General features: G+C 48.9%; 19 protein-coding genes and 1 rRNA gene. 6 read left to right on the top strand and 14 right to left on the bottom strand.

Translation table 11 applies throughout. The features are described from left to right. From G5S52_RS22840 to rluD, 4 genes are all read right to left on the bottom strand, one after another. Positions 1 to 73, bottom strand: a 16S ribosomal RNA gene (locus G5S52_RS22840); the annotation flags it as partial. A 608-nt stretch (positions 74 to 681) separates the two neighbouring features. After that, positions 682 to 3255, bottom strand: a complete 2574-nt coding sequence (gene clpB / locus G5S52_RS22835) for an ATP-dependent chaperone ClpB (RefSeq protein ID WP_165018770.1) — start codon at positions 3253 to 3255, stop codon at positions 682 to 684. A gap of 109 nt (positions 3256 to 3364) precedes the next feature. Beyond that, positions 3365 to 4102, bottom strand: coding sequence for a purine nucleoside phosphorylase YfiH (yfiH, locus tag G5S52_RS22830; protein WP_165018768.1), 738 nt, complete (start codon positions 4100 to 4102; stop codon positions 3365 to 3367). A gap of 2 nt (positions 4103 to 4104) precedes the next feature. Next, a complete protein-coding gene (gene rluD, locus G5S52_RS22825) occupies positions 4105 to 5082 on the bottom strand; it encodes a 23S rRNA pseudouridine(1911/1915/1917) synthase RluD (RefSeq protein ID WP_165018765.1) in 978 nt (325 codons plus the stop codon). Between the two features lie 196 nt (positions 5083 to 5278). Here rluD and bamD point away from each other — a divergent pair, with 196 nt between their 5' ends. The 3 genes from bamD (at position 5279) to pheA (ending at position 8162) form a co-directional block, all read left to right on the top strand. Further along, the gene (bamD, locus tag G5S52_RS22820) at positions 5279 to 6010 is read left to right on the top strand and encodes an outer membrane protein assembly factor BamD (RefSeq protein ID WP_002540052.1); all 732 of its coding nucleotides are present in this window, start codon (positions 5279 to 5281) and stop codon (positions 6008 to 6010) included. A 365-nt stretch (positions 6011 to 6375) separates the two neighbouring features. Next, on the top strand, positions 6376 to 6717 hold the full coding sequence (hpf, locus tag G5S52_RS22815) for a ribosome hibernation-promoting factor, HPF/YfiA family (RefSeq protein WP_002540053.1): 342 nt from the start codon (positions 6376 to 6378) through the stop codon (positions 6715 to 6717). 272 nt (positions 6718 to 6989) lie between these two features. Continuing rightward, the gene (pheA, locus tag G5S52_RS22810; protein ID WP_002540054.1) at positions 6990 to 8162 is read left to right on the top strand and encodes a prephenate dehydratase; all 1173 of its coding nucleotides are present in this window, start codon (positions 6990 to 6992) and stop codon (positions 8160 to 8162) included. Between the two features lie 79 nt (positions 8163 to 8241). On the opposite strand, the gene tyrA is transcribed toward pheA, so the two are convergent. The 10 genes from tyrA to ffh all read right to left on the bottom strand — a co-directional run bounded on the left by tyrA (position 8242) and on the right by ffh (position 16622). After that, positions 8242 to 9369, bottom strand: a complete 1128-nt coding sequence (gene tyrA, locus G5S52_RS22805) for a bifunctional chorismate mutase/prephenate dehydrogenase (RefSeq protein WP_046306457.1) — start codon at positions 9367 to 9369, stop codon at positions 8242 to 8244. Between the two features lie 5 nt (positions 9370 to 9374). After that, positions 9375 to 10451 carry a 3-deoxy-7-phosphoheptulonate synthase gene (locus G5S52_RS22800; RefSeq protein ID WP_002540056.1) on the bottom strand — a complete coding sequence of 359 codons (1077 nt, stop codon included), beginning with the start codon at positions 10449 to 10451 and terminating at the stop codon, positions 9375 to 9377. A gap of 559 nt (positions 10452 to 11010) precedes the next feature. Then, entirely contained in the window at positions 11011 to 11394 is a 384-nt protein-coding gene (locus tag G5S52_RS22795) for a DUF2799 domain-containing protein (RefSeq protein ID WP_165018762.1), read from the bottom strand. A 71-nt stretch (positions 11395 to 11465) separates the two neighbouring features. Next, positions 11466 to 12041 (bottom strand): HdeD family acid-resistance protein, encoded by a 576-nt coding sequence (locus G5S52_RS22790; RefSeq protein WP_165018760.1) that lies wholly within the window; start codon positions 12039 to 12041, stop codon positions 11466 to 11468. Positions 12042 to 12260: 219 nt separating this feature from the next. Then, positions 12261 to 12935: a pyrimidine 5'-nucleotidase gene (gene yjjG, locus G5S52_RS22785; protein ID WP_165018758.1), complete on the bottom strand. Its 675-nt coding sequence runs from the start codon at positions 12933 to 12935 to the stop codon at positions 12261 to 12263. 117 nt (positions 12936 to 13052) lie between these two features. Further along, positions 13053 to 13406, bottom strand: coding sequence for a 50S ribosomal protein L19 (gene rplS / locus G5S52_RS22780; RefSeq protein ID WP_002540060.1), 354 nt, complete (start codon positions 13404 to 13406; stop codon positions 13053 to 13055). 26 nt (positions 13407 to 13432) lie between these two features. Continuing rightward, the gene (gene trmD, locus G5S52_RS22775) at positions 13433 to 14188 is read right to left on the bottom strand and encodes a tRNA (guanosine(37)-N1)-methyltransferase TrmD (RefSeq protein ID WP_062666308.1); all 756 of its coding nucleotides are present in this window, start codon (positions 14186 to 14188) and stop codon (positions 13433 to 13435) included. A gap of 37 nt (positions 14189 to 14225) precedes the next feature. Further along, positions 14226 to 14753: a ribosome maturation factor RimM gene (rimM, locus tag G5S52_RS22770; protein ID WP_165018756.1), complete on the bottom strand. Its 528-nt coding sequence runs from the start codon at positions 14751 to 14753 to the stop codon at positions 14226 to 14228. 31 nt (positions 14754 to 14784) lie between these two features. Then, a complete protein-coding gene (gene rpsP, locus G5S52_RS22765; protein ID WP_002540065.1) occupies positions 14785 to 15033 on the bottom strand; it encodes a 30S ribosomal protein S16 in 249 nt (82 codons plus the stop codon). Positions 15034 to 15254: 221 nt separating this feature from the next. After that, on the bottom strand, positions 15255 to 16622 hold the full coding sequence (ffh, locus tag G5S52_RS22760) for a signal recognition particle protein (protein WP_165018754.1): 1368 nt from the start codon (positions 16620 to 16622) through the stop codon (positions 15255 to 15257). 274 nt (positions 16623 to 16896) lie between these two features. Between ffh and G5S52_RS22755 the strand changes: the two genes are divergently transcribed. The 3 genes from G5S52_RS22755 (at position 16897) to G5S52_RS24325 (ending at position 20637) form a co-directional block, all read left to right on the top strand. Next, on the top strand, positions 16897 to 17694 hold the full coding sequence (locus G5S52_RS22755; protein ID WP_046306470.1) for a cytochrome C assembly family protein: 798 nt from the start codon (positions 16897 to 16899) through the stop codon (positions 17692 to 17694). A gap of 146 nt (positions 17695 to 17840) precedes the next feature. Further along, positions 17841 to 19115: an HlyC/CorC family transporter gene (locus G5S52_RS22750; protein ID WP_165018752.1), complete on the top strand. Its 1275-nt coding sequence runs from the start codon at positions 17841 to 17843 to the stop codon at positions 19113 to 19115. A gap of 220 nt (positions 19116 to 19335) precedes the next feature. Further along, positions 19336 to 20637, top strand: a complete 1302-nt coding sequence (locus G5S52_RS24325) for a methyl-accepting chemotaxis protein (protein WP_165018750.1) — start codon at positions 19336 to 19338, stop codon at positions 20635 to 20637. Positions 20638 to 20793: the final 156 nt, after the last annotated feature.

Here is a 20793-nt window from a genome sequence, read left to right as displayed (position 1 = left end):
GCTGCCGCTCGACTTGCATGTGTTAGGCCTGCCGCCAGCGTTCAATCTGAGCCATGATCAAACTCTTCAATTAAAGTTTTTGGCTCGATGAAATACTGTATAAATTGACTGTGCCGATAACTCCGAAGAGTTTTCGTTTGGTCACTCAGTAAACATCGATAAATCTTTTGTCTATCAATCACGAGTGCCCACACAGATTGCATAGGTCAAATTGTTAAAGAACGTTGACTTGAAGAAGCGTTGCTTCTCACCGTCAGGGCTGCGAATTTTACGCTGCCGGGCGATGAAGTCAAGAAGAAATTTTGAGATTTTTCAGCGTTGCTTTCGCAACCCTCAAAACACCTTGTTGACTCACCTCTTCACCGCAATTTTCAATGCTTTGGTGAGGAAGTTTTCGCGTTTCGACTTGGTAGGCATTTCCTTGTTGGGAGCCGCTTGCCGTGTCGATGGGGCGCATTATAGGGAGGTCTCGAATTCTGGCAAGGGATTTTTTGAAGTTTTTTGTAGAAAAGTCTTCGTTTGAGTATCTTTTGCACGAAAGGCTTATTTCCACACATTTTACCCACATCAAGCCCACAAAAGGCTGTGGGTAACTTTTAGAATCGAGGGAAGTACATAGATAGTGATAAAAGAAAAGAGGCCTATTAGGCCTCTTTAGATTCTTACTCTTTAAGCTTGCCTTTATTGCGCAGCTTTTATTTGCTCGTCTTCGACAATCAGTTTCACCGGCAAGCCTGGTTTCACTTCTCCGCGAAGAATAGATTGTGCCAATGGGTTCTCGACACTTTGCTGAATGGCGCGCTTAAGTGGGCGAGCCCCATATACCGGATCAAATCCCGCATCCGCGATAAGCGTCAGTGCCTCGTCGGTGACTTCCAACTTCAGGTCACGCTCAGCCATACGTTTTGCCAAATGCGCAAGCTGGATACCGGCGATAGACTTAATGTGCTCCTGACCCAATGGGTGGAAGACCACAGACTCATCGACTCGGTTAATGAACTCTGGGCGGAAATGTTTGCCCACCACATCCATCACCATGGCTTTGATGCCGTTGTAATCCAGTTCACCAAAATGTTCCTGAATGCGATCAGAACCCAGGTTGGAGGTCATGATCACCACAGCATTACGAAAATCAACGGTACGACCCTGACCATCTGTCAGACGACCATCATCCAACACCTGTAGAAGAAGATTGAAGACATCAGGGTGCGCCTTCTCGACTTCATCTAACAGAATGACAGAATAAGGACGACGGCGAACTGCTTCTGTCAGATAACCGCCTTCTTCATACCCCACATAGCCAGGAGGTGCACCCACCAGCCTAGCTACTGAATGTTTCTCCATAAACTCTGACATGTCGATGCGCACCATGGCGTCGCTGCTGTCAAAGAGAAACTCTGCCAGTGATTTACACAGTTCTGTTTTACCCACACCTGTTGGACCAAGGAACAGGAACGAGCCAATCGGGCGATTCGGATCAGCAAGGCCGGCACGGCTGCGACGAATAGCGTTTGCCACCGAGGTCACTGCCTCTGATTGACCAATCACCCGACCATGAAGCTCATCTTCCATCTGAAGTAGCTTTTCTTTCTCGCCTTCCAGCATCTTGGCGACAGGAATACCGGTTTGACGAGATAGCACTTCTGCAATCTCAGCGTCAGTCACCCGGTTTTTCAGCAAGGTCATTTCCTGCATTTCCGCCTGACTTGCCAGATCAAGTTGCTTCTCCAGTTCTGGAATGCGGCCATACTGCAGTTCAGACATGCGGTTAAGGTCACCTGCACGACGTGCGATATCTAAATCCGTGCGTGCCTGCTCTAACGCACTCTTGATGTGTTGCGTGCCGGAAAGCGCTGCTTTCTCCGCATTCCACACTTCCTCAAGCTCAGCATAGTCACGCTCTTTCTCATCAATTTCACTTTGCAGAGATTCAAGACGCTTCTTACTTGCTTCGTCGTTTTCTTTAGCCAGCGCTTGCTGCTCAATCTTGAGCTGGATTAAACGACGCTCTAATCGATCAAGCTGTTCCGGCTTAGAGTCTATTTGCATACGAATGCTCGATGCCGCTTCATCAATCAGGTCAATGGCTTTATCCGGCAGTTGTCTATCCGAGATATAGCGATGAGAGAGACTCGCAGCAGCAACGATCGCCGGGTCAGTAATTTCTACCGCATGGTGAAGCTCGTAACGCTCTTTAAGACCACGCAAAATAGCAACGGTGTCTTCAACCGTTGGCTCATCCACCAACACTTTCTGGAAACGACGCTCAAGTGCCGCATCTTTTTCCACATACTGACGGTATTCATCTAATGTGGTTGCACCAACGCAATGAAGTTCGCCACGCGCCAATGCAGGCTTAAGCATGTTGCCCGCATCCATCGCACCTTCTGCTTTACCTGCGCCTACCATGGTGTGGATTTCGTCGATAAAGAGAATGACGTTACCTTCTTCTTTCGCCAGCTCATTGAGAACTGACTTCAGGCGTTCTTCGAATTCACCACGATATTTTGCACCGGCAACGAGCGAACCCATGTCGAGAGAAAGCACACGTTTGTTACGAAGCCCTTCAGGTACCTCACCGTTGACGATACGCTGCGCCAAACCTTCAACAATGGCGGTTTTACCTACGCCCGGTTCACCAATGATCACTGGATTGTTCTTGGTACGGCGTTGCAGCACCTGCACAGTGCGGCGGATTTCTTCGTCACGGCCAATAACCGGGTCGAGCTTGCCCTGCTCGGCTTTTTCAGTCAGGTCAATGGTGAACTTTTCCAACGCCTGACGCGCTTCTTCTGCGTTAGGATCATTGATAGCCTGACCGCCACGCACTTTATCAATCGCGTCTTCCACTTTCTTGGTTGTCAGGCCAAGACTTCTGAGCAACTCACCCAAAGCACCTTTGTCTTCAACGGCAGCCAGGATAAAAAGCTCAGAGGAGATGTATTTGTCTTTACGCTTCTGGGACAGCTTGTCACACATATTGAAAAGCATGCCCATGCTGTGCGAGAGCTGGACATCGCCGCCAGTGCCAGTCACTTTCGGCAGCTTGTCGAGCAGTTCACTCAGACTTGAACGCAGTTGGGTCAGATCCACATTCAGGAGCGTCATCAGAGGACGGATGGTGCTGCTGTCCTGATTGAGGAGAGACACCATCAAGTGCACGGGCTCGATATACTGATGATCGCGCCCTAAAGCCAGTGACTGAGCGTCAGAGATGGCTAATTGGAATTTGCTGGTAAATCGGTCAAGGCGCATAGCCTCCCCCCTTTAATAATTTCGATAATAGCTTTGATGTTGCTTAACGAAAAAATGGGAGCGGCTGCGGCTGATTTCAAGTTGAGCGGCGAAATTTTTGTCGATCTGGTTAATCGCGTTCTGTACCGATCCAGATACAGCTGGCCTGACGGCCTGTACGATTTTCTCTACGGTAGGAGAAGAAGGTTTCCGGAGCAGAGACTGTGCAGTGTTCTCCGCCATAAATCTGAGTCACACCTGCAGATTGGAGTCGCTGCCTTGCCAAAAGGTAGATATCTGCCAACCAACGATCCTTGTGTGGCTTAAACGCTTTTTCGGCGGCTGTATCGTGCGCCATAAACTGCTCACGCACTTCGCTACCCACTTCAAAAGCGTCAGGGCCGATGGCAGGGCCAAGCCATGCCATCACTTTACTTGGTTCATCAAACTTACTGAGCGTTTGTTCCAACACACCGTTGACCAAACCGCGCCAGCCAGCATGTGCCGCCCCCACCTGTGTCCCCTCTTCATTACAGAAAAGCACAGGAAGACAATCGGCAGTCATCACCACACACACCTGCCCTTGAGCTCCCGTAAAGGCGGCATCGGCATCCGGCACCTCATCAACGGCCAAAGGCAAAGTCACAACTTCAGTACCATGAACTTGATTCAACCAGGCTGGAGATGTCGGCATCAACATCACTTCTGCCAGTGTTTGGCGGTTTCTTACCACTAAATCACTATCATCACCCACGTGATCGCCTAAGTTCAGGCTATCAAAAGGAACAGGGCTGACACCACCTTGGCGGGTGGTGCTCACAGCTTTAATCCTTGAAGGCGCGGGCCAGTCTGGCGTGATCCAATCCATGATCAGTAGTCCTCGTCTCCGTGCTCTAAGGTGTCTGCACGCAGTACTTCAGTCAGTTTCACCATGTCATCTGGGATTGGTGCGTGCCATTCCATCATTTCTTTGGTGGTAGGGTGTTCAATACGCAGCATGACAGCATGAAGTGCCTGACGGTCAAACTGACGCAGTGTCTGGATCAGCTCATCACCCGAATTGCGTGGCGGACGCGGACGACCACCATAAAGCTGATCACCTACCAGAGGGTGGTTCAGGTATGCCATGTGAACACGGATCTGGTGCGTACGACCGGTTTCCAGACGCAGACGCAAACGGGTGTGTGCGCGGAAGTGCTCAACCACACGGTAATGCGTAATCGCTGGTTTACCCAGCTCTTGAACAGCCATGTGTGTGCGCTTGGTAGAATGACGGCCGATTGGCTTTTCAATCATGCCACCGCCTGTCATGTTACCCAGTGCAATCGCTTCGTACTCACGGGTGAACTTCTTACGCTTTTGCAGTGCACGAACCAAACGTGTTTGGGTTGGGATATTTTTCGCCACCACCATCAAGCCGGTAGTGTCTTTATCCAGACGATGCACGATACCCGCACGCGGTACTTCAGCGATATCCGGGTAATGGAAAAGCAGACCGTTCAAAACGGTACCGTCAGGGCAACCAGCACCAGGGTGTACCACTAAATCACGCGGTTTATTAATAACGATAATATCGTCATCTTCATAAACGATGTTCAGTGGAATGTCCTGCGCTTCCCAACGCTGTTCATCTTCGATTTCTGCCTGAACGACGATGGCTTCACCACCCATCATTTTCAAACGTGGTTTGTTGACGATCTCACCATCGACGCTTACTTTGTCGGCCAGAATCCATTCTTTGATGCGTGATCGGGAATAATCCGGAAACAACTCTGCCAATGCCTGATCCAGACGTTGACCCAGTTGATTCTCATTTACTGTGCTGTTTAACTCTAACTGCTGTGCCATAACGAACTTTTTGATTCTCAATGAGACTAATACCAAGTGGTATTGATGTAAGCCCTCGGGCTCAGTCACGTTTACCAGTTGGTATTATATCTGGTCGATGGGTAGAATAGCCCACAATCGCGCCATTGTAGCTTTTTGCGGCTGTCTCCGTAATGGCAAAGGCTGAAAATATTCTTTCAAGGAAGCAACTGTAGTAATGAAACGCCTTACTTTATCCTCTTTACTTGCTATTTCCCTGCTGGCTGGATGTTCAAGCACGGAAGAAGTTGTCCCTGATATTCCGCCTTCTGAGCTGTATCAGGAAGCGCAGGTTTCCCTTAATGAAGGCAGTTGGAACACCGCAATCCAAAAGCTTGAAGCTCTGGACTCACGCTATCCGTTTGGTGCTTACTCTGAGCAGGTTCAACTGGATCTGATTTACGCTTACTACAAGAATGACGATCTGGCCTTGGGTGAGGCCACCATTGACCGTTTCATGCGTATGAACCCAGGTCACCCTGAGATGGATTGGGTACTCTATATGCGCGGTCTGACCAACATGGCGCAGGACAGAAGCTTCATCCACGATATGCTGAATATGGATCGTGAAGACCGCGACCCCGAGCCAGTTCGCCGCGCGTTTGTGGACTTCCGCCGCCTGCTGGATCGATACCCAGACAGTGATTACGCCGCTGATGCAGCCAAACGCCTTGTCGCGCTGAAAAACCGTCTGGCAGATTACGAACTGGCCACTGCCGATTTCTATGTTCGCCGTGAAGCCTGGGTTGCCGTGATCAACCGTTGTCAGCAAATCCAGCGTGATTTCCCAGACACGGATGCCGCGAAGAAGTCTCTTCCGTTGATGCTTAAAGCCTATGAAGAGCTGAAGCTGGAAGAACCTGCTCAGCGGACCCGCGAATTAATGAAACTGAATGGTGTGGATGCCTAATAGCTCCCTTCAAACTAAAAAGAAAAAAGCAGCCTGATGGCTGCTTTTAGTTTAATTGGGTGTGAGATTGATTGTCCGGGCGAAATAGTGAACTGCTGCATTCTTCGCCAAAGCCTTCTTTAGCACGAACAAAGTCCCTAACGTTCAGTGTTCGTTAGCGACCTTAACCTCTTCATCTTGCACCACTTCTTTTACCTGATTCAAGCACTTTCCGGACTTTTTAAACCGAAGTTAAACACAGGATCACAAATCCCCTGACCAATAAAATTTCGCGACACAAAAGTGATTTAGGTCACATTATTTCCTCTCCAGAAACGTAATCTGAAAGTGAGCCCAGCAAAGGGCAAGCAAAAGAGGAAACATCTATGAGAGTAGAAATTACTGGTAAAAACATCGACATCACTCCTGCCATTCGCGATCGCATTACGTCTCGTTTTGAAAAGCTAGAGAAATGGCAAGTCGCTCTCATTAACCCTCATGCTGTCATCAGTGAAGAACCAGGTAACAAATTTAAAGTAGAAGCTGGCGTGTCTATGCCAGGTGCAAAATTGATTGCCTCCGCTGAGCATGAAGATATGTATGCCGCCATCAATGAAGTGGGCCAGAAACTGGAGAAACAGCTAAACAAACAAGCTCACAAAGGCGAAGCACGCCGCGCAAGCCATGCAGGTGTGGAAGTACCGGAAGAAGAATCTGAAGCTATCTAATCTATCCAGAGGATTAAACCAGTCAGCCCCGCCAAGTGCGGGGCTGATTCGTCTTGACATGACAACGCCGTCCCAATATGGTTGAACAATAATCGAACCAACAAGATAAAGTGTCGATGTCGCAAACCACTTCGTTTTTCTTTCGCTTCTTTTTCCGCTTCTGAAGAGGTGGGGCGTAAGGGCGAGCATCGATAACGACAGATTCCCGAAGGCCTCCCTCAGAAAGGGAGGCTTTTTTGTTTTGGGCGCTGAATAATGAGTAGGAACAAGGAATGAGTAAACCAACATTGTCACTTGATGAAATACGGGTGAATGTCAGCCGTATCGATCAAGAGCTGCTGTCACTGCTGGCAGAACGACGTAAGCTGAGTCTTGAAGTCGCTAAAAGCAAAATCCAAACCCAAAAGCCCGTCCGTGATGTTGAGCGTGAGCAGGCACTGCTTGAGAAGCTGGTAGCCAATGGGAAATCCCACGAGCTAGACCCACAGTACGTCACCAAAATTTTCCACACCATTATTGAAGACTCTGTGCTCTACCAACAGGCATTCCTGCAACGCCTTGCCAACCCAGACAATGAACAACCACTTGCCCGCGTTTCTTTCCTCGGTGGCAAAGGCTCCTACTCCAATCTCGCGACCCGCAACTTTTTTGCACGTAAACATACCAAGCTCGCGGAGATCCAGTGCTCAAGCTTTAAAGAAGTGCTGGAAATGGTGGAAACCGGCAATGCCGATTACGGCGTGCTGCCGATTGAAAACACCAGCTCAGGTTCGATTAATGATGTTTACGACCAACTTCAGCACACCCGCTTGTCTATCGTCGGAGAGATCACCCAGCCGATTGAACACTGCCTTCTGACCGCGGTGGACACCCAGATTGACCAAATCGAAGTGCTTTATTCGCATCCACAACCGCATCAACAATGCAGTGAGTTCGTGAGATCTCTGGGCAGTGGTATCAAGCAAGAGTATTGCTCAAGCACCGCGGAGGCGATGAAAGAAGTCGCAGCCATGGCCCAGCCAAATGTGGCTGCGATTGGTAATGCGGCAAGCGGTGAACTTTATGGTCTAAAGCCACTGAAGTTCGGCATCGCCAATCAGCAGGAAAACCACACCCGCTTTATCGTCGTCGCACGTAAGCCTGTAGAAGTCACTGCGCTGATCCCAGCCAAAACCACCTTTATTATGTCTACCGGACAATCTGCTGGCTCTCTGGTGGAGTGTCTGCTTGTGCTGCGCAATCACGGTATCAACATGACCAAACTGGAATCACGCCCTGTGCTTGGCAACCCATGGGAAGAGATGTTCTATGTGGATGTAGAAGGCAATATGCGTACGGATGTGATGAAAGAAGCATTGGAAGAGCTCACCAAGATCACCCGCTACATTAAAGTACTGGGCTCTTACCCGATTGAGAACGTTGCCCCAACAGAAATCGACGTTTAATGATACTCAATGCTAGAGTCTGTTGACCCTAGAAACAAAAAAGGAGCCAATTGGCTCCTTTTGTTTTATCTCGGCCAGATTAACCTCGGTGCGTAGTGTCATTCGCCTGACGAAGCAGATTCTGACTTTCTTTCATAAAGCGCGGAGCAAAGTCGCCGAACCAGTTTTCCACCTGGCTGAACGCCTGAACAAAGCCTTCTTTGTCTTGCTTATCGAGCAGGTTAATCGCCTCGCCAAAACGCGCGTGGAAACGCTTAATCATGTCGATGTTTTGCGTCGAGGACATAATGATATCCCCGTAAAGCTGGGCGTCCTGAGCAAACAATCGGCCCACCATCGCCAGTTCAAGGCGGTATATTGGCGAGCTAAGCGCTGTAAGCTGTTCCAGATTCGGATTCTCTTCCGCCAGATGCAGACCATACACGAACGAAGTGAAGTGGCGTAACGCTTGGATCAGCGTCATCCCCTGATCATGCTCAATCGCGCTGATACGGTGCAAACTCGCACCCCAGATGCGGAATTGCTCAAGCAGCCATTGGTACGCTTCCGGATTTCGCCCGTCACAGTACACAATCACTTGTTTAGCGAGACTAGAAATATCCGGACCAAACATAGGGTGCAAACCCACCACTGGTCCTTTGTGTGATTCCAGCATGGCCTGCAGAGGTTCACTCTTGATGGAGGTCAGATCTACCAAGAGGCAATCATCGGGCAACTTGCCTAATGAGCGAATAACACTGTCAGTTTTATTGATAGGCACGGTGACAACCACCATGCCTGCATCAGAGAGTATTTCTTCAGCCTTGTCCCAATCTTTCGAGCCCAATACCTTAACGTCATAGCCAGACAGTCGGAAAAGCTTGCAGAACACTTTACCTAACTGGCCATGGCCACCCACCACCACGATAGAACGCAGATCCGGGTTCAGGCATTTAAATCCAGAATCGTTTTCACTGGCGTAAGATTCACGCATGGTGCGACGAAGAATATCTTCAATCAGATCCGGCGGAATCCCGCGAGAAGCAGCTTCTTCACGACGTGATGCCAACATAGCAGCTTCACGATCCGGCGCATAAATCGGCAAACCGTGTTTGCTCTTCACCTCGCCAACTTCCGCGACCAATTCCAGTCGGCGTGCCAGCAACTCGACCATTTGTTTGTCGACTTCGTCAATTTGATCCCGAAGTTGGGTCAACTCTGCAACCATGTGGCTTAATGTCCTTGTAAACGCTGTTCCAGGAAAGGTGTCAGTTCATCATGGGCACGGCGCAGCAGGTTTTCAGTATCCTGCCAGTTGATGCATGCGTCGGTAATAGACACCCCGTAAGCCATCTCTTCACGCGGCAAGTCCGCGGACTGATTGCCTTCGTTGATGTTGCTCTCAATCATCAAACCAATGATGGATTGGTTTCCTTCACGGATTTGGTGGAACACATCTTCAGCAACAAGTGGCTGACGACGGAAATCTTTTCGAGAGTTGGCGTGGCTGCAGTCTACCATCAGTGAAGGCTCAAGCCCTGCCCCTTTCATCTCATTTTCGCATTCTGTCACCGAAACTGAGTCATAATTGGTCTGCTTGCCACCACGCAGAATCACATGACCATCCGGGTTGCCCTGAGTTGTCAGCAGCGCAACCTGACCTTCTTTGTTAATTCCCATGAAACGGTGACCAGATGCAGCCGCCTTCATTGCATTAATGGCCGTTGCCAAGCTGCCATCAGTACCGTTTTTGAAGCCAATTGGCATGGAAAGGCCACTCGCCATTTCGCGGTGAGTTTGAGACTCAGTCGTACGCGCGCCAATCGCCGCCCAACTAAACAGATCGCCAATGTATTGCGGGCTGATTGGATCCAAAGCTTCTGTTGCCAGTGGCAGACCCATGTCAGCCAGTGTGATAAGTAGTTCACGGGCTTTATGAAGACCTGCCTCTACATCGAAAGAGCCATCCAAATTTGGATCGTTGATGAGTCCCTTCCAGCCAACCGTGGTGCGTGGTTTTTCAAAGTAAACCCGCATCACAATGTAAATCTGATCGTTCAGGGTTTCTGAAAGCGCCTTGAGGTTTCTCGCGTATTCAATCGCCGCATCAGTATCGTGAATCGAGCAAGGACCACACACGACCAAAAGGCGGTGATCTTTCTTATGGATGATATCTGCAATTTCCTGACGCGCTTTTGAAATAAAGGCCAGCGTCTCTTCCTTTACGGGTAGCTTGCTGCGCAGTTGGTCAGGGGTAATCAGAACCGTTTCGTCCTGAATGTGTACGTTAGTAAGCAGATCTCTTTCCATGACATTTTTCCTTTCTGAATCTATTTTGCGCATTGAATGGGTATTTATCACGCAACTGACCATACAATAACAATCTGAGAGATGAATGCAATAGATCGTAAAGATAAAACAACAACGTAAAAGTATATTTACATCAGGGTCGAAGGGTTAAATTTATAGGCTATTTCATTAACTTCATCAATCGGCATACTGGCAACAATTTTGTAAACCCTGGCGTACAAAACAGAAAAAGGCCTTTCGAAAAGGCCTTTTTGCTTGGGGTTGCTATTTTACTAGGGGCTGTTGACCTTTGGTGATGATTTTTGCAGCAGTTTGTGGGGATTTTATGCAAGGCAGAGGCTTCGATGTGTAGCTGGCCTACATGAGAAGCCGATAACGCAGCAGAAATTCCCCACAAACGCTGCCCGAAGGGTTCGACTGCGCGTCCCGTACTCTAAGCGTTTTATGCTTTGTTGAGGTCTATTTGCTTAAAATGACCAGGCGGCACACACCTCGCCGCGCATAACGCTTATAGCAAGAACAAAATTTAACCACCAAAGGTCAACAGCCCCTAGCTCAATCAGAAAGTCTGGTCAGCTGATTGGAAGTCCTCAAAACCTCTCTGCCATTGCATCTGAAAGCGAAGACCATCAGGTCTGTTGGCACACACACCCAAATACTGCATGCCCGACAAACCAATGTCATAGGCATTGTCTAGACTACAATAACGATCAACACCTTCCGCGTAGCCAGACTCGTAATCGCTCACATTGACATTCTGTCCACCAGCCCGCTGTGCCAGTTCATTGAGATCAGACATTGAACGGGAAGGGATACCTCTCAGACCATCCTGCTCACCGACTGCCTGCCAATCGCCTTTCTTCACCAAAGACTCTGCATCTCCAACGGATGCGCAGCCAACGATCATCAACGCAACCAGTGACACCAAGGATTTTTTCAACATCCTGTGTTCCTTAAGATTGATTTGGAAAGTGTCACTATATACCGATTCAGTGGAAAGGTGCAGAATTGGTGTCATGCATTTTCTTTTAATCCCTTGAGCTTAAAGGAAAGTGCCATAAACAAGACACCAAAAATAAACGCGTACATCGCAATCACCCAAATGAGTGCCGTCGCACCTGCAGCGGGGTTAGACATCAAAAAGCCACCGAACAGAATGGAAATAACACCTCCGAGAATAAGCAGCCACTCTCCGGCAATCTCCTTCCTCAGCCTGATCGCGGCGATGATCTCCAGCACACCTTTCGCTATCGCCCAAATGGCTATGTAGAAAAGCAAGGCAACCGCAGTGAGTCCCGGCACAGTAAACGTCATAATCCCGGCCGCGATCCCGACCACACCCCAGAGCATCAGTACCACCCAGTTATCCCGTTCTTTGCGCTCCATGATGGCTGTCCACACCTGAAGTGCGCCGTCCACAAATGCAAAAATACCGAATACCAGAATAAGTGTTTCCACCGACTCTTCCGTCGGCAAGGTCCAGAGCATGAAGCCGAAAATAATGGACGCGATACCACGCAATAACAACACCCACCAATTTCTCGATAGCGCTCCAACCAACTGTTTTTGCAGCGTGTCTGTTGGTTCCATTGTGCTTTCCTCTCATTATTGTTTTGGCAAAACGCCGCCGAACACCAGCGTTCAGCATGTTGAGAGTGAAGCGCGATTTGGTTGACTGTGATGTGCTAAGTTTGCAACCTGGTATGAAATGGTTAGCTTATGGAACGCGGCGCAAATTTCTTTTGAGGAGGAATGAGAAGGTGCAGCTCAGGACTCAAGCTGCACGAATAAATCCAAACAACCCGAAGATTAATCCAACAATTGAGCGCGAATATCTGCCCATGAAGCAGCAGTAAAGGTTGGCTCAATACCTTCCGGTTTCACTTTGCCATCAACATTCAGCCAACCAGTGTCGATACCCGCATTGGTGCCACCAAGAATATCGGAATCTGCATTGTCGCCAATCATCAGCACCCGCGCTTTATCAGGGTTGCCCATCTTATTGAAGGCATGATCAAAGATAGCAACATCAGGTTTGGCTACACCAACTTGTTCTGAAATCACTACCAAGTCGAAGAACTCCTGAAGCCCTGTTTTTTCGAGGCGGATTTGTTGAAGCTGCACAAAGCCATTAGTGATGATACCGAGTTTGGCATGTTGCGCCAGCAAAGGCAGGGTTTCACGTACCCCTTCCAAAGGTTCACAAACATCCGCCATGGCATCGAGAAAACGGCGGTTAAGCTCACCCGGTTCAATATCCAAGCGCTCAGCCCACACCAGAAAACGGTCTTCTTGAAGCTGTTTCGCCGAGATTGCACCGTTTTGGTATTTCACCCAAAGCGGCTTATTGACGGTCTGATACTCTGCAAAATCCTGCTCGGTAAAGTTAACACCTAAGGTTTTGAACATTGCTTGAAGACCCGCGAAAGCATCGAAAGAAAACAGGGTCTCGTCAGCGTCAAATAAAATCCAATCGTACTGCACGTTATATCTCCTTCGTGAAGCCCGCATTATGGCACGCATTTTCCGTCTGCAGAAAAAGAAAAAGCCCGCCTAAACAGGCGGGCTTTCTTTCCCTTTCGGGTATAAACGCCGGAGCGATTATTTCTTAGCCAGACGCTCTTTAATACGAGCTGCCTTACCAGAACGCTCACGCAGGTAGTACAGTTTGGCACGACGTACTGCACCGCGGCGCTTAACAGTAATGCTGTCAACAACTGGTGAGTGAGTTTGGAATACACGCTCAACGCCTTCACCGCTAGAGATCTTACGAACGGTAAATGCTGAATGTAGACCACGGTTACGCTTAGCGATTACAACGCCTTCGTAAGCCTGCAGACGCTCACGCTGTCCTTCTTTAACTTTAACTTGAACGACAACAGTGTCACCTACGTTGAACGCAGGAACGTCTTGTTTAAGTTGCTCATCTTCGAGCGCTTTGATGATGTTACTCATTTTCTATACCCTAGAATAAACTGATACTAAATATCTTTAGGTACTTGTCTGTGTTCGTTAATGAACTCAGCAAGCAGTGATTCCTGTTCGTCAGTCAGAGCTAGGTTTTCCAGGAGCTCTGGTCTTCTGAGCCAGGTACGGCCCAGCGATTCTTTCAATCGCCAGCGGCGAATGTCCTTATGATTTCCGGATTTCAGTACCGAAGGTACTTCCAATCCGTCCAACACTTCAGGACGTGTGTAGTGAGGGCAATCCAGCAAACCATTTGCAAAAGAATCTTCTTCCGCTGACGCAAAGTCTCCGAGGACACCCGGTACAAACCGAGCAACCGCGTCAACCAACGTCATGGCTGGCAGCTCACCACCACTGAGCACAAAATCCCCGATAGACCATTCTTCATCGACTTCGGTTTGTATAATGCGCTCATCTACCCCTTCGTAGCGTCCACAGATAAGAATCAACTTCTCGTTCTGCGCCAGCTCCTCAACACCTGCTTGGTCAAGCTTTCGGCCTTGAGGTGAAAGGTAAATCACTTTCGCCTTGCCATCAGCGGCTTTCTTGGCAGTGTGAATGGCATCGCGCAAAGGCTGAACCATCATCAACATGCCTGGGCCTCCACCATATGGGCGGTCATCAACCGTCCGGTGTTTGTCGTGGGTAAAATCGCGGGGATTCCACGTTTCTACCTCGAGCAGGCCTTTTTTAACCGCCTGGCCAGTTACCCCAAATTCAGTAACAGCACGGAACATTTCAGGAAAAAGGCTGATGATACCAACCCACATTTTTCCACTCCCATTGCTTTAAATGTTACTGGGGGAATTAAAATCCAGGATCCCAGTCAACTTCGATCCGTTGAGCAGAGCGATCAATCAACTTGATGACTTGCCCATCGAGGAACGGTATTAAACGTTCCTTCTGGCCAAAAGCATCTTTCGGGTTCGCTTGAATGACCAATACGTCGTTAGAGCCCGTTTCCAGAATGTCCGTAACTTTACCCAGGTTGTACCCTTTGGTTGTCACCACTTCCATTCCGTACAGTTCGCGCCAGTAGAATTCCTCATCTGACAGCGAAGGCAATACTTCTGCATTGATAGCGATTTCAGCATTTGTCAGTGCCTGAGCGTCTTCACGCTGATCCAGACTTTTCAACTTGCCTACATAACCCTGACCATGGCGCTTCCAGTCTTCAAGACTGAATTCCTGCCATTCGCCACGCACTTTGATAAACCAAGGTGTGTAGCTAAAGATGTTTTCAGCGTTTTCAGTGTAAGAAAAAACTTTGAGCCAGCCACGGATGCCATAAGAAGCACCTAGCTTGCCTACTACAACCTTTTCTTGCTCACTCATTTCTTTTTCTTTCAACCCTGACACTAATCAATTACGCAGCTTTAGCAGCGTCTTTGATAAGCTTAGCTACGCGGTCAGAAACAGCTGCACCTTCGCCAACCCAGTGGTTAACGCGGTCCAGGTCCAGACGCAGCTTCTCTTCTTGACCCTGTGCAACTGGGTTGAAGAAACCTACTTTCTCGATGAAGCGACCGTCGCGAGCTTGGCGGCTGTCTGCAACAACGATTTGATAGAATGGACGCTTTTTAGCGCCGTGACGTGCCAAACGAATGGTTACCATATCGTCCTCTTTGCATTACTAAATTAAATTGGCCCCGTGCTAATACGGGGCCTCGTGCCAAAATAAAGCTCCGGAATTTTACGCTTTCTGTGATCGAATGCAACTGCTTTAGCTAAAAAAGCATCAGCAGTAACTGGACTTCAATCACTTAGCGATTCCGTCGCTCTATCGAATCCCAGTCAGCTTCTTTCATCTGACCGGAGAATAGGTTTTATTGCGGTTTAGCGTGGGAACATACCACCGCCACCACCCATCATGCCTTTCATATTGCGCATCATGTTCTTCATGCCGCCCTTTTGCATCTTCTTCATCATCTTCTGCATCTGGGTAAACTGCTTGAGTAGACGGTTAACGTCCTGTACCTGAGTACCTGAACCTGCGGCGATACGTTTTTTACGTGAGCCTTTAATCAGGTCTGGACGTGCACGCTCTTTCGGCGTCATGGAGTTGATGATGGCTTCCATCTGAACGAAGATTTTATCGTCCACTTGGTTTTTCACATCATCAGACAGGTTTGACATGCCCGGCAGTTTGTCGAGCATCCCCATCATACCGCCCATGTTCTTCATCTGTTGAAGCTGGTCGCGGAAGTCCTGAAGGTCGAAACCTTTCTTCTCTTTAAACTTCTTCGCCAGTTGCTCGGCTTTGTCTTTGTCGACATTGCGCTCGAGGTCTTCAATCAGTGACAGCACGTCACCCATACCAAGGATACGGCTGGCAACACGGTCAGGGTGGAAAGGTTCCAGTGCGTCGGTTTTCTCACCTACACCCAGGAACTTGATTGGCTTACCGGTAATATGACGAACAGACAGCGCCGCACCACCACGTGCGTCACCGTCCACTTTGGTCAGTACCACACCGGTTAGTGGCAGCGCATCGTTAAACGCTTTAGCTGTATTCGCCGCATCCTGACCTGTCATGGCATCGACCACGAACAGGGTTTCAACAGGATTGATTGCCGCGTGGACGTCTTTAATCTCGTCCATCATCTCTTCGTCGACGTGCAGGCGACCTGCGGTATCGACAATGACCACGTCATAGAATTTCAGCTTGCCGTGCGCCAAAGCTTCACTGGCGATATCAACCGGCTTTTGATCCGGCGTTGATGGGAAGAAATCAATGCCCACATCACCGGCCAGCGTTTCCAACTGTTTGATCGCCGCTGGGCGATAAACGTCAGCTGAGACCACCAGCACTTTCTTCTTGTGACGCTCTTTGAGCATTTTACCCAGCTTACCGACACTGGTGGTTTTACCCGCACCTTGCAGGCCCGCCATCAGTACTACAGCCGGTGGCTGCGCTGCCAAATCCAACTCAGAGTTGGATTCACCCATCACAGCTTCAAGTTCAGATTGAACAATCTTGATGAATTCCTGACCTGGAGTCAGGCTTTTCGACACTTCCAGTCCAACTGCGCTTTCTTTTACTTTCTTCACGAAGTCACGAACCACTGGCAACGCAACATCCGCTTCCAGCAGCGCCATGCGTACTTCACGCAGCGTGTCTTTTATATTGTCTTCTGTCAGTCGACCGCGACCACTGATGTTTTTCAGCGTACGGGATAGACGATCCGTTAGGTTTTCAAACATGTCCTACTCGCTTATCTACGCGATGGCACCACGTGACCCGAAATCCTGTCAGGTGGCGATAAACACAAAATTGGCGCGATTATATCTCATTATTGCTGATGCTTACATGCTGCCTTTAACGATAGTTTTAAAGTGGCTTGCAGGCACTTTTCCTAAAATTTGTCGCGGGTAAGACAGGTTTACGTCTCAAAGATCGGCTCGTGTTGATAGCGACTCTCAGTTGCGCAAGGTATACTGAAGCCTTTCTTTTTGACGCGATGTTGTTGAAAGACACATGGATATCTTTTTAGCACTCACCGCCGCTTTGCTTTATTTTGCGGCGCTTTTGCAAATTATTCCTGGCCTGTCCGGCCCGAATCAGATCCCGGCTCGCTCGGTGTTTCTGAGCGCGTGTGGTGCGTTGGTGCTGCATGCTTACCTGCTTTCTGATCTCATCCTGTCAGGCGGTGGGCAGAACCTTAGCATCCTTAATGTCGCGTCCCTCATCAGCTTTATCATTGCCGCGATTACCACTGGACTCATGTTCAGGATGCGGATTTGGGTGCTACTGCCTGTGGTTTATAGTTTCTCTGCGATTAACTTGACCGCTGCCACATTGCTTCCCGGTGCGTTTATTACTCACCTCGAAGCTCATCCTGAAGTTCTGGTGCACATCTCCCTCGCGCTTTTCTCTTACTCCACACTGATGATTGCCACTTTGTATGCCATTCAGCTGGCATGGCTCGACCATCAGTTGAAACACAAGAAAAAGCTGGTGATGAACCCTAACCTGCCACCACTCATGGCGGTTGAACGACAGCTGTTCAACATCATTCTGATTGGTGAAGTTCTGCTGACGTTGACCCTGCTGACCGGGCTTGTGTTTGTGCAGGACATGATTGCTCAGGGCAAAGCACACAAAGCTGTGCTGTCCGCAATGGCATGGATTGTCTACGGCGTGCTGCTGTGGGGGCATTATCAGTCAGGATGGCGCGGACGCCGCGTTATCTGGATCAGCATAGTGGGAGCATTCCTCCTAACTCTCGCCTATTTTGGCAGCCGTTTTGTCCGCGAAGTGATTATCGCAGGTTAACGGTCTCTCAATTCAGACGCCCCTTTTTATAGGCTTTCTTTACCCTAACGGGGCGTTTATGTATAAAGTTTGCGCAGCAATGTTTGACATGGACGCAAATTCTTGCCCTTAATTAGGGTTGAACCAAACAAGAAGGAACTTGCAATTTGGACGACATATCGACGGGAACGCTAGCGACCGTTTTGGTATTGCTCATCTTTATTTCTGCGTATTTTTCCGGCTCCGAAACCGGCATGATGGCATTAAATCGATACCGGCTTCGACACCTATCCAAGCAAGGGCACAAAGGCGCCAAGCGCGTAGAAAAGCTGCTTGAACGCCCAGACAGGCTGATTGGCCTGATCCTCATCGGAAATAACCTGGTTAATATTCTCGCTTCCGCCATCGCAACCATTCTGGGTATGCGCCTGTTTGGCGATCTCGGCGTCGCGATTGCAACCGGTGGCCTAACCCTTGTTATCCTCGTATTTGCAGAGGTAACACCCAAAACCCTCGCAGCGCTCTATCCAGAACGCGTTTCCTACACCAGCAGCCTTTTACTCAATGTTTTGATGAAAGCGCTTTATCCGCTGGTTTGGGTGGTGAATGGCATTACCAATGGCTTTCTTAAAATTCTGGGGCTTGCGACTGATCACAGCGGAAAAGACAACCTGAGCTCTGAAGAGCTTCGTACCGTCGTGAATGAGGCGGGCGGGCTCATCCCTCGCCGTCACCAGAATATGCTGCTGTCGATTCTTGAGCTCGAAGAAATCACCGTGGATGACATCATGGTGCCGCGAAACGAAATCACCGGTATCAACGTCAATGATGACTGGAAAGCCATCATGCGACAGCTCACCCATGCACCACATGGCCGCATGGTGCTGTATCGCGACAACATTGATGAAGTGGTTGGCATGCTGCGGGTACGTGAAGCTTATCGGATGATGGTGGAAAACGAGTTCAACAAAGAGAACCTGTTACGCGCCGCGGATGAGGTGTACTACATTCCGGAAGGCACACCGTTGAACGTTCAGATGCTGAAATTCCAGCGTAACAAGCAACGTATCGGAATGATTGTCGACGAATATGGCGACATCATCGGCTTGGTAACACTGGAAGATATTCTGGAAGAGATCGTCGGTGAATTTACTACCTCGCTTTCACCAAGTCTGGCAGAGGAAATTACCGCCCTACCAGACGGCAGTTTCATGATTGACGGCACCGCGAATATCCGGGATCTCAACAAGAGCCTGAATTGGCAGCTTCCTACCGACGGCCCTCGCACCTTAAACGGATTGATACTGGAACACCTCGAAGATATCCCGAGTAGTCAACTCAGCATCGAAGTGGAAGGGCATCAAATGGAAATCGTGGAAGTGGCTGAGAACATGATCAAACAGGTCAAAATATTACCCGTGCCCAAAAGTGCCAAAGCCTAACCACTTGGTTAAATTAGCTAAGAATCGACAATAGCCAGCAGACGCTGGCTTTTTTTTTGTCTGACCCACGCAAACCTGCTCTCAATTCTCATGAACCGCCGATCTCACTTTCAATACGAATGACTAAATTATCAGCTAGTTTTAAATAAGCGCTTAATCAGAATATGCGCGGTTATTTATTGCACCATTTATTTGTGCTTGCTGGGAAAGGAAAGCAATCATGTTTAACGGGAAACTAAGAAAACAACTGGAAGAACTGGAATCAAGCGCTTCACATAACCAAGCCCTTTTAGATGCCATTAACAACAGTGTTGCGACAATTCACTTCACACCTGAAGGTGTCGTCAAACACGCAAATAACATATTCCTTGGCGCCGTAGGTTTTACGCTCGAGCAATTGACAGGAAAACATCATAGAGAGCTGTGCGACCCTGAATACGGTCAAAGTTTCGAGTATCAAAAGTTCTGGGAGCGACTGCGTGCAGGCGAAGTGATTAGCGGCACGGTGCCACGATTAAACGCGCAAGGCGAACGACTTTGGTTAGAAGCCACCTACTTCCCTATAAAACAAAACGGTACTGTGGTTGAAGTTATGAAGATCGCAGCCGATGTGACGGAAGAAAAAATCCGGCTTGATGATCAGGCCGCAGTATTTGATGCTCTGAATAAATCAATGGCCATGATTGAGTTCCACCCTGACGGTACAATTATCCAAGCCAATGATAACTTTCTGGGCGCGGTGGGATATACGCTCGATCAGATCCAAGGCAAGCATCACCGAATGTTCTGCCCTGATCACTTCTATCAGGATAATCCTAACTTCTGGGCAGAGCTCGCAAGTGGTGATTTCAAAGCTGGCCAGTTTGAACGTAAGGATTCCATGGGGAATGTTCTGTGGCTCCGAGCGACTTATAACCCCGTATTTGATGACAAAGGCAACGTGGTCCGTGTTGTGAAGTTCGCAAACAACATTACCGAGAAAGTAACACAAGAGCACGCGATTCGTGATGCTGCAGGTGTGGCTTACTCAACGTCGGTCAAAACTGCAGAGATTGCTACAAAAGGTGCAGGTGTTCTGGAGTCAACGGTGGCGACATCACAATCGATTTCCGACCAAGTACTGGAAACCTCTAACGCCATCACCCAGCTTAATGAGCAATCGAAAAGCATTGAAGCAATCCTCTCCACCATCAGTGACATTGCTGATCAAACGAATCTTCTGGCACTAAATGCTGCCATCGAGGCGGCGCGTGCCGGTGATCAAGGCCGGGGCTTTGCAGTGGTTGCGGATGAAGTTCGACAACTTGCAGCACGTACCAGCCAGTCGACGGCTGAAATTACTGATGTGGTGAAGAAGAATCGCGACTTAACGTCTGATGCCACGCGCAAGATGTCCAGCGTATCTGAAGCGGCAGAGAAAGGTACTCAGCAGATATCTGAAGCTTCCTCCGTCATGGAGGAAATCCGCTCCGGTGCAGAAAACGTCGCGCAGACCGTATCCGGCTTAAACGTCGGAACTTGAAGAAAAACCAAATAAAAACGCTCACTCGGGAGCGTTTTTTTATTGCACGGACACAAACGCTTATCGGATTCGGTTACCGTTATCAGTATCAAACAGCACCAGTTTTTCTAGGATTAAAACCAAGGTGTGCCATATCCCTGCGCTTAGCGAAATAAT

Origin of the sequence: Grimontia sedimenti, assembly GCF_011045095.1 — a bacterium.
In the GTDB taxonomy this organism is placed as follows: Bacteria; Pseudomonadota; Gammaproteobacteria; order Enterobacterales; family Vibrionaceae; genus Enterovibrio; species Enterovibrio sedimenti.
The sequence above is the reverse complement of the archived record's forward strand: the minus strand, read 5'-3'. Positions and strand labels throughout refer to the sequence as shown.

What these genes read in the sequence shown, in the direction of transcription:
- clpB (WP_165018770.1), bottom strand. Translation starts at nt 3,255, where the DNA reads ATGCGCCTTGACCGATTTACCAGCAAATTCCAATTAGCCATCTCTGAC.
- yfiH (WP_165018768.1), bottom strand. Translation starts at nt 4,102, where the DNA reads ATGGATTGGATCACGCCAGACTGGCCCGCGCCTTCAAGGATTAAAGCT.
- rluD (WP_165018765.1), bottom strand. Translation starts at nt 5,082, where the DNA reads ATGGCACAGCAGTTAGAGTTAAACAGCACAGTAAATGAGAATCAACTG.
- bamD (WP_002540052.1), top strand. Translation starts at nt 5,279, where the DNA reads ATGAAACGCCTTACTTTATCCTCTTTACTTGCTATTTCCCTGCTGGCT.
- hpf (WP_002540053.1), top strand. Translation starts at nt 6,376, where the DNA reads ATGAGAGTAGAAATTACTGGTAAAAACATCGACATCACTCCTGCCATT.
- pheA (WP_002540054.1), top strand. Translation starts at nt 6,990, where the DNA reads ATGAGTAAACCAACATTGTCACTTGATGAAATACGGGTGAATGTCAGC.
- tyrA (WP_046306457.1), bottom strand. Translation starts at nt 9,369, where the DNA reads ATGGTTGCAGAGTTGACCCAACTTCGGGATCAAATTGACGAAGTCGAC.
- G5S52_RS22800 (WP_002540056.1), bottom strand. Translation starts at nt 10,451, where the DNA reads ATGGAAAGAGATCTGCTTACTAACGTACACATTCAGGACGAAACGGTT.
- G5S52_RS22795 (WP_165018762.1), bottom strand. Translation starts at nt 11,394, where the DNA reads ATGTTGAAAAAATCCTTGGTGTCACTGGTTGCGTTGATGATCGTTGGC.
- G5S52_RS22790 (WP_165018760.1), bottom strand. Translation starts at nt 12,041, where the DNA reads ATGGAACCAACAGACACGCTGCAAAAACAGTTGGTTGGAGCGCTATCG.
- rplS (WP_002540060.1), bottom strand. Translation starts at nt 13,406, where the DNA reads ATGAGTAACATCATCAAAGCGCTCGAAGATGAGCAACTTAAACAAGAC.
- trmD (WP_062666308.1), bottom strand. Translation starts at nt 14,188, where the DNA reads ATGTGGGTTGGTATCATCAGCCTTTTTCCTGAAATGTTCCGTGCTGTT.
- rimM (WP_165018756.1), bottom strand. Translation starts at nt 14,753, where the DNA reads ATGAGTGAGCAAGAAAAGGTTGTAGTAGGCAAGCTAGGTGCTTCTTAT.
- rpsP (WP_002540065.1), bottom strand. Translation starts at nt 15,033, where the DNA reads ATGGTAACCATTCGTTTGGCACGTCACGGCGCTAAAAAGCGTCCATTC.
- ffh (WP_165018754.1), bottom strand. Translation starts at nt 16,622, where the DNA reads ATGTTTGAAAACCTAACGGATCGTCTATCCCGTACGCTGAAAAACATC.
- G5S52_RS22755 (WP_046306470.1), top strand. Translation starts at nt 16,897, where the DNA reads ATGGATATCTTTTTAGCACTCACCGCCGCTTTGCTTTATTTTGCGGCG.
- G5S52_RS24325 (WP_165018750.1), top strand. Translation starts at nt 19,336, where the DNA reads ATGTTTAACGGGAAACTAAGAAAACAACTGGAAGAACTGGAATCAAGC.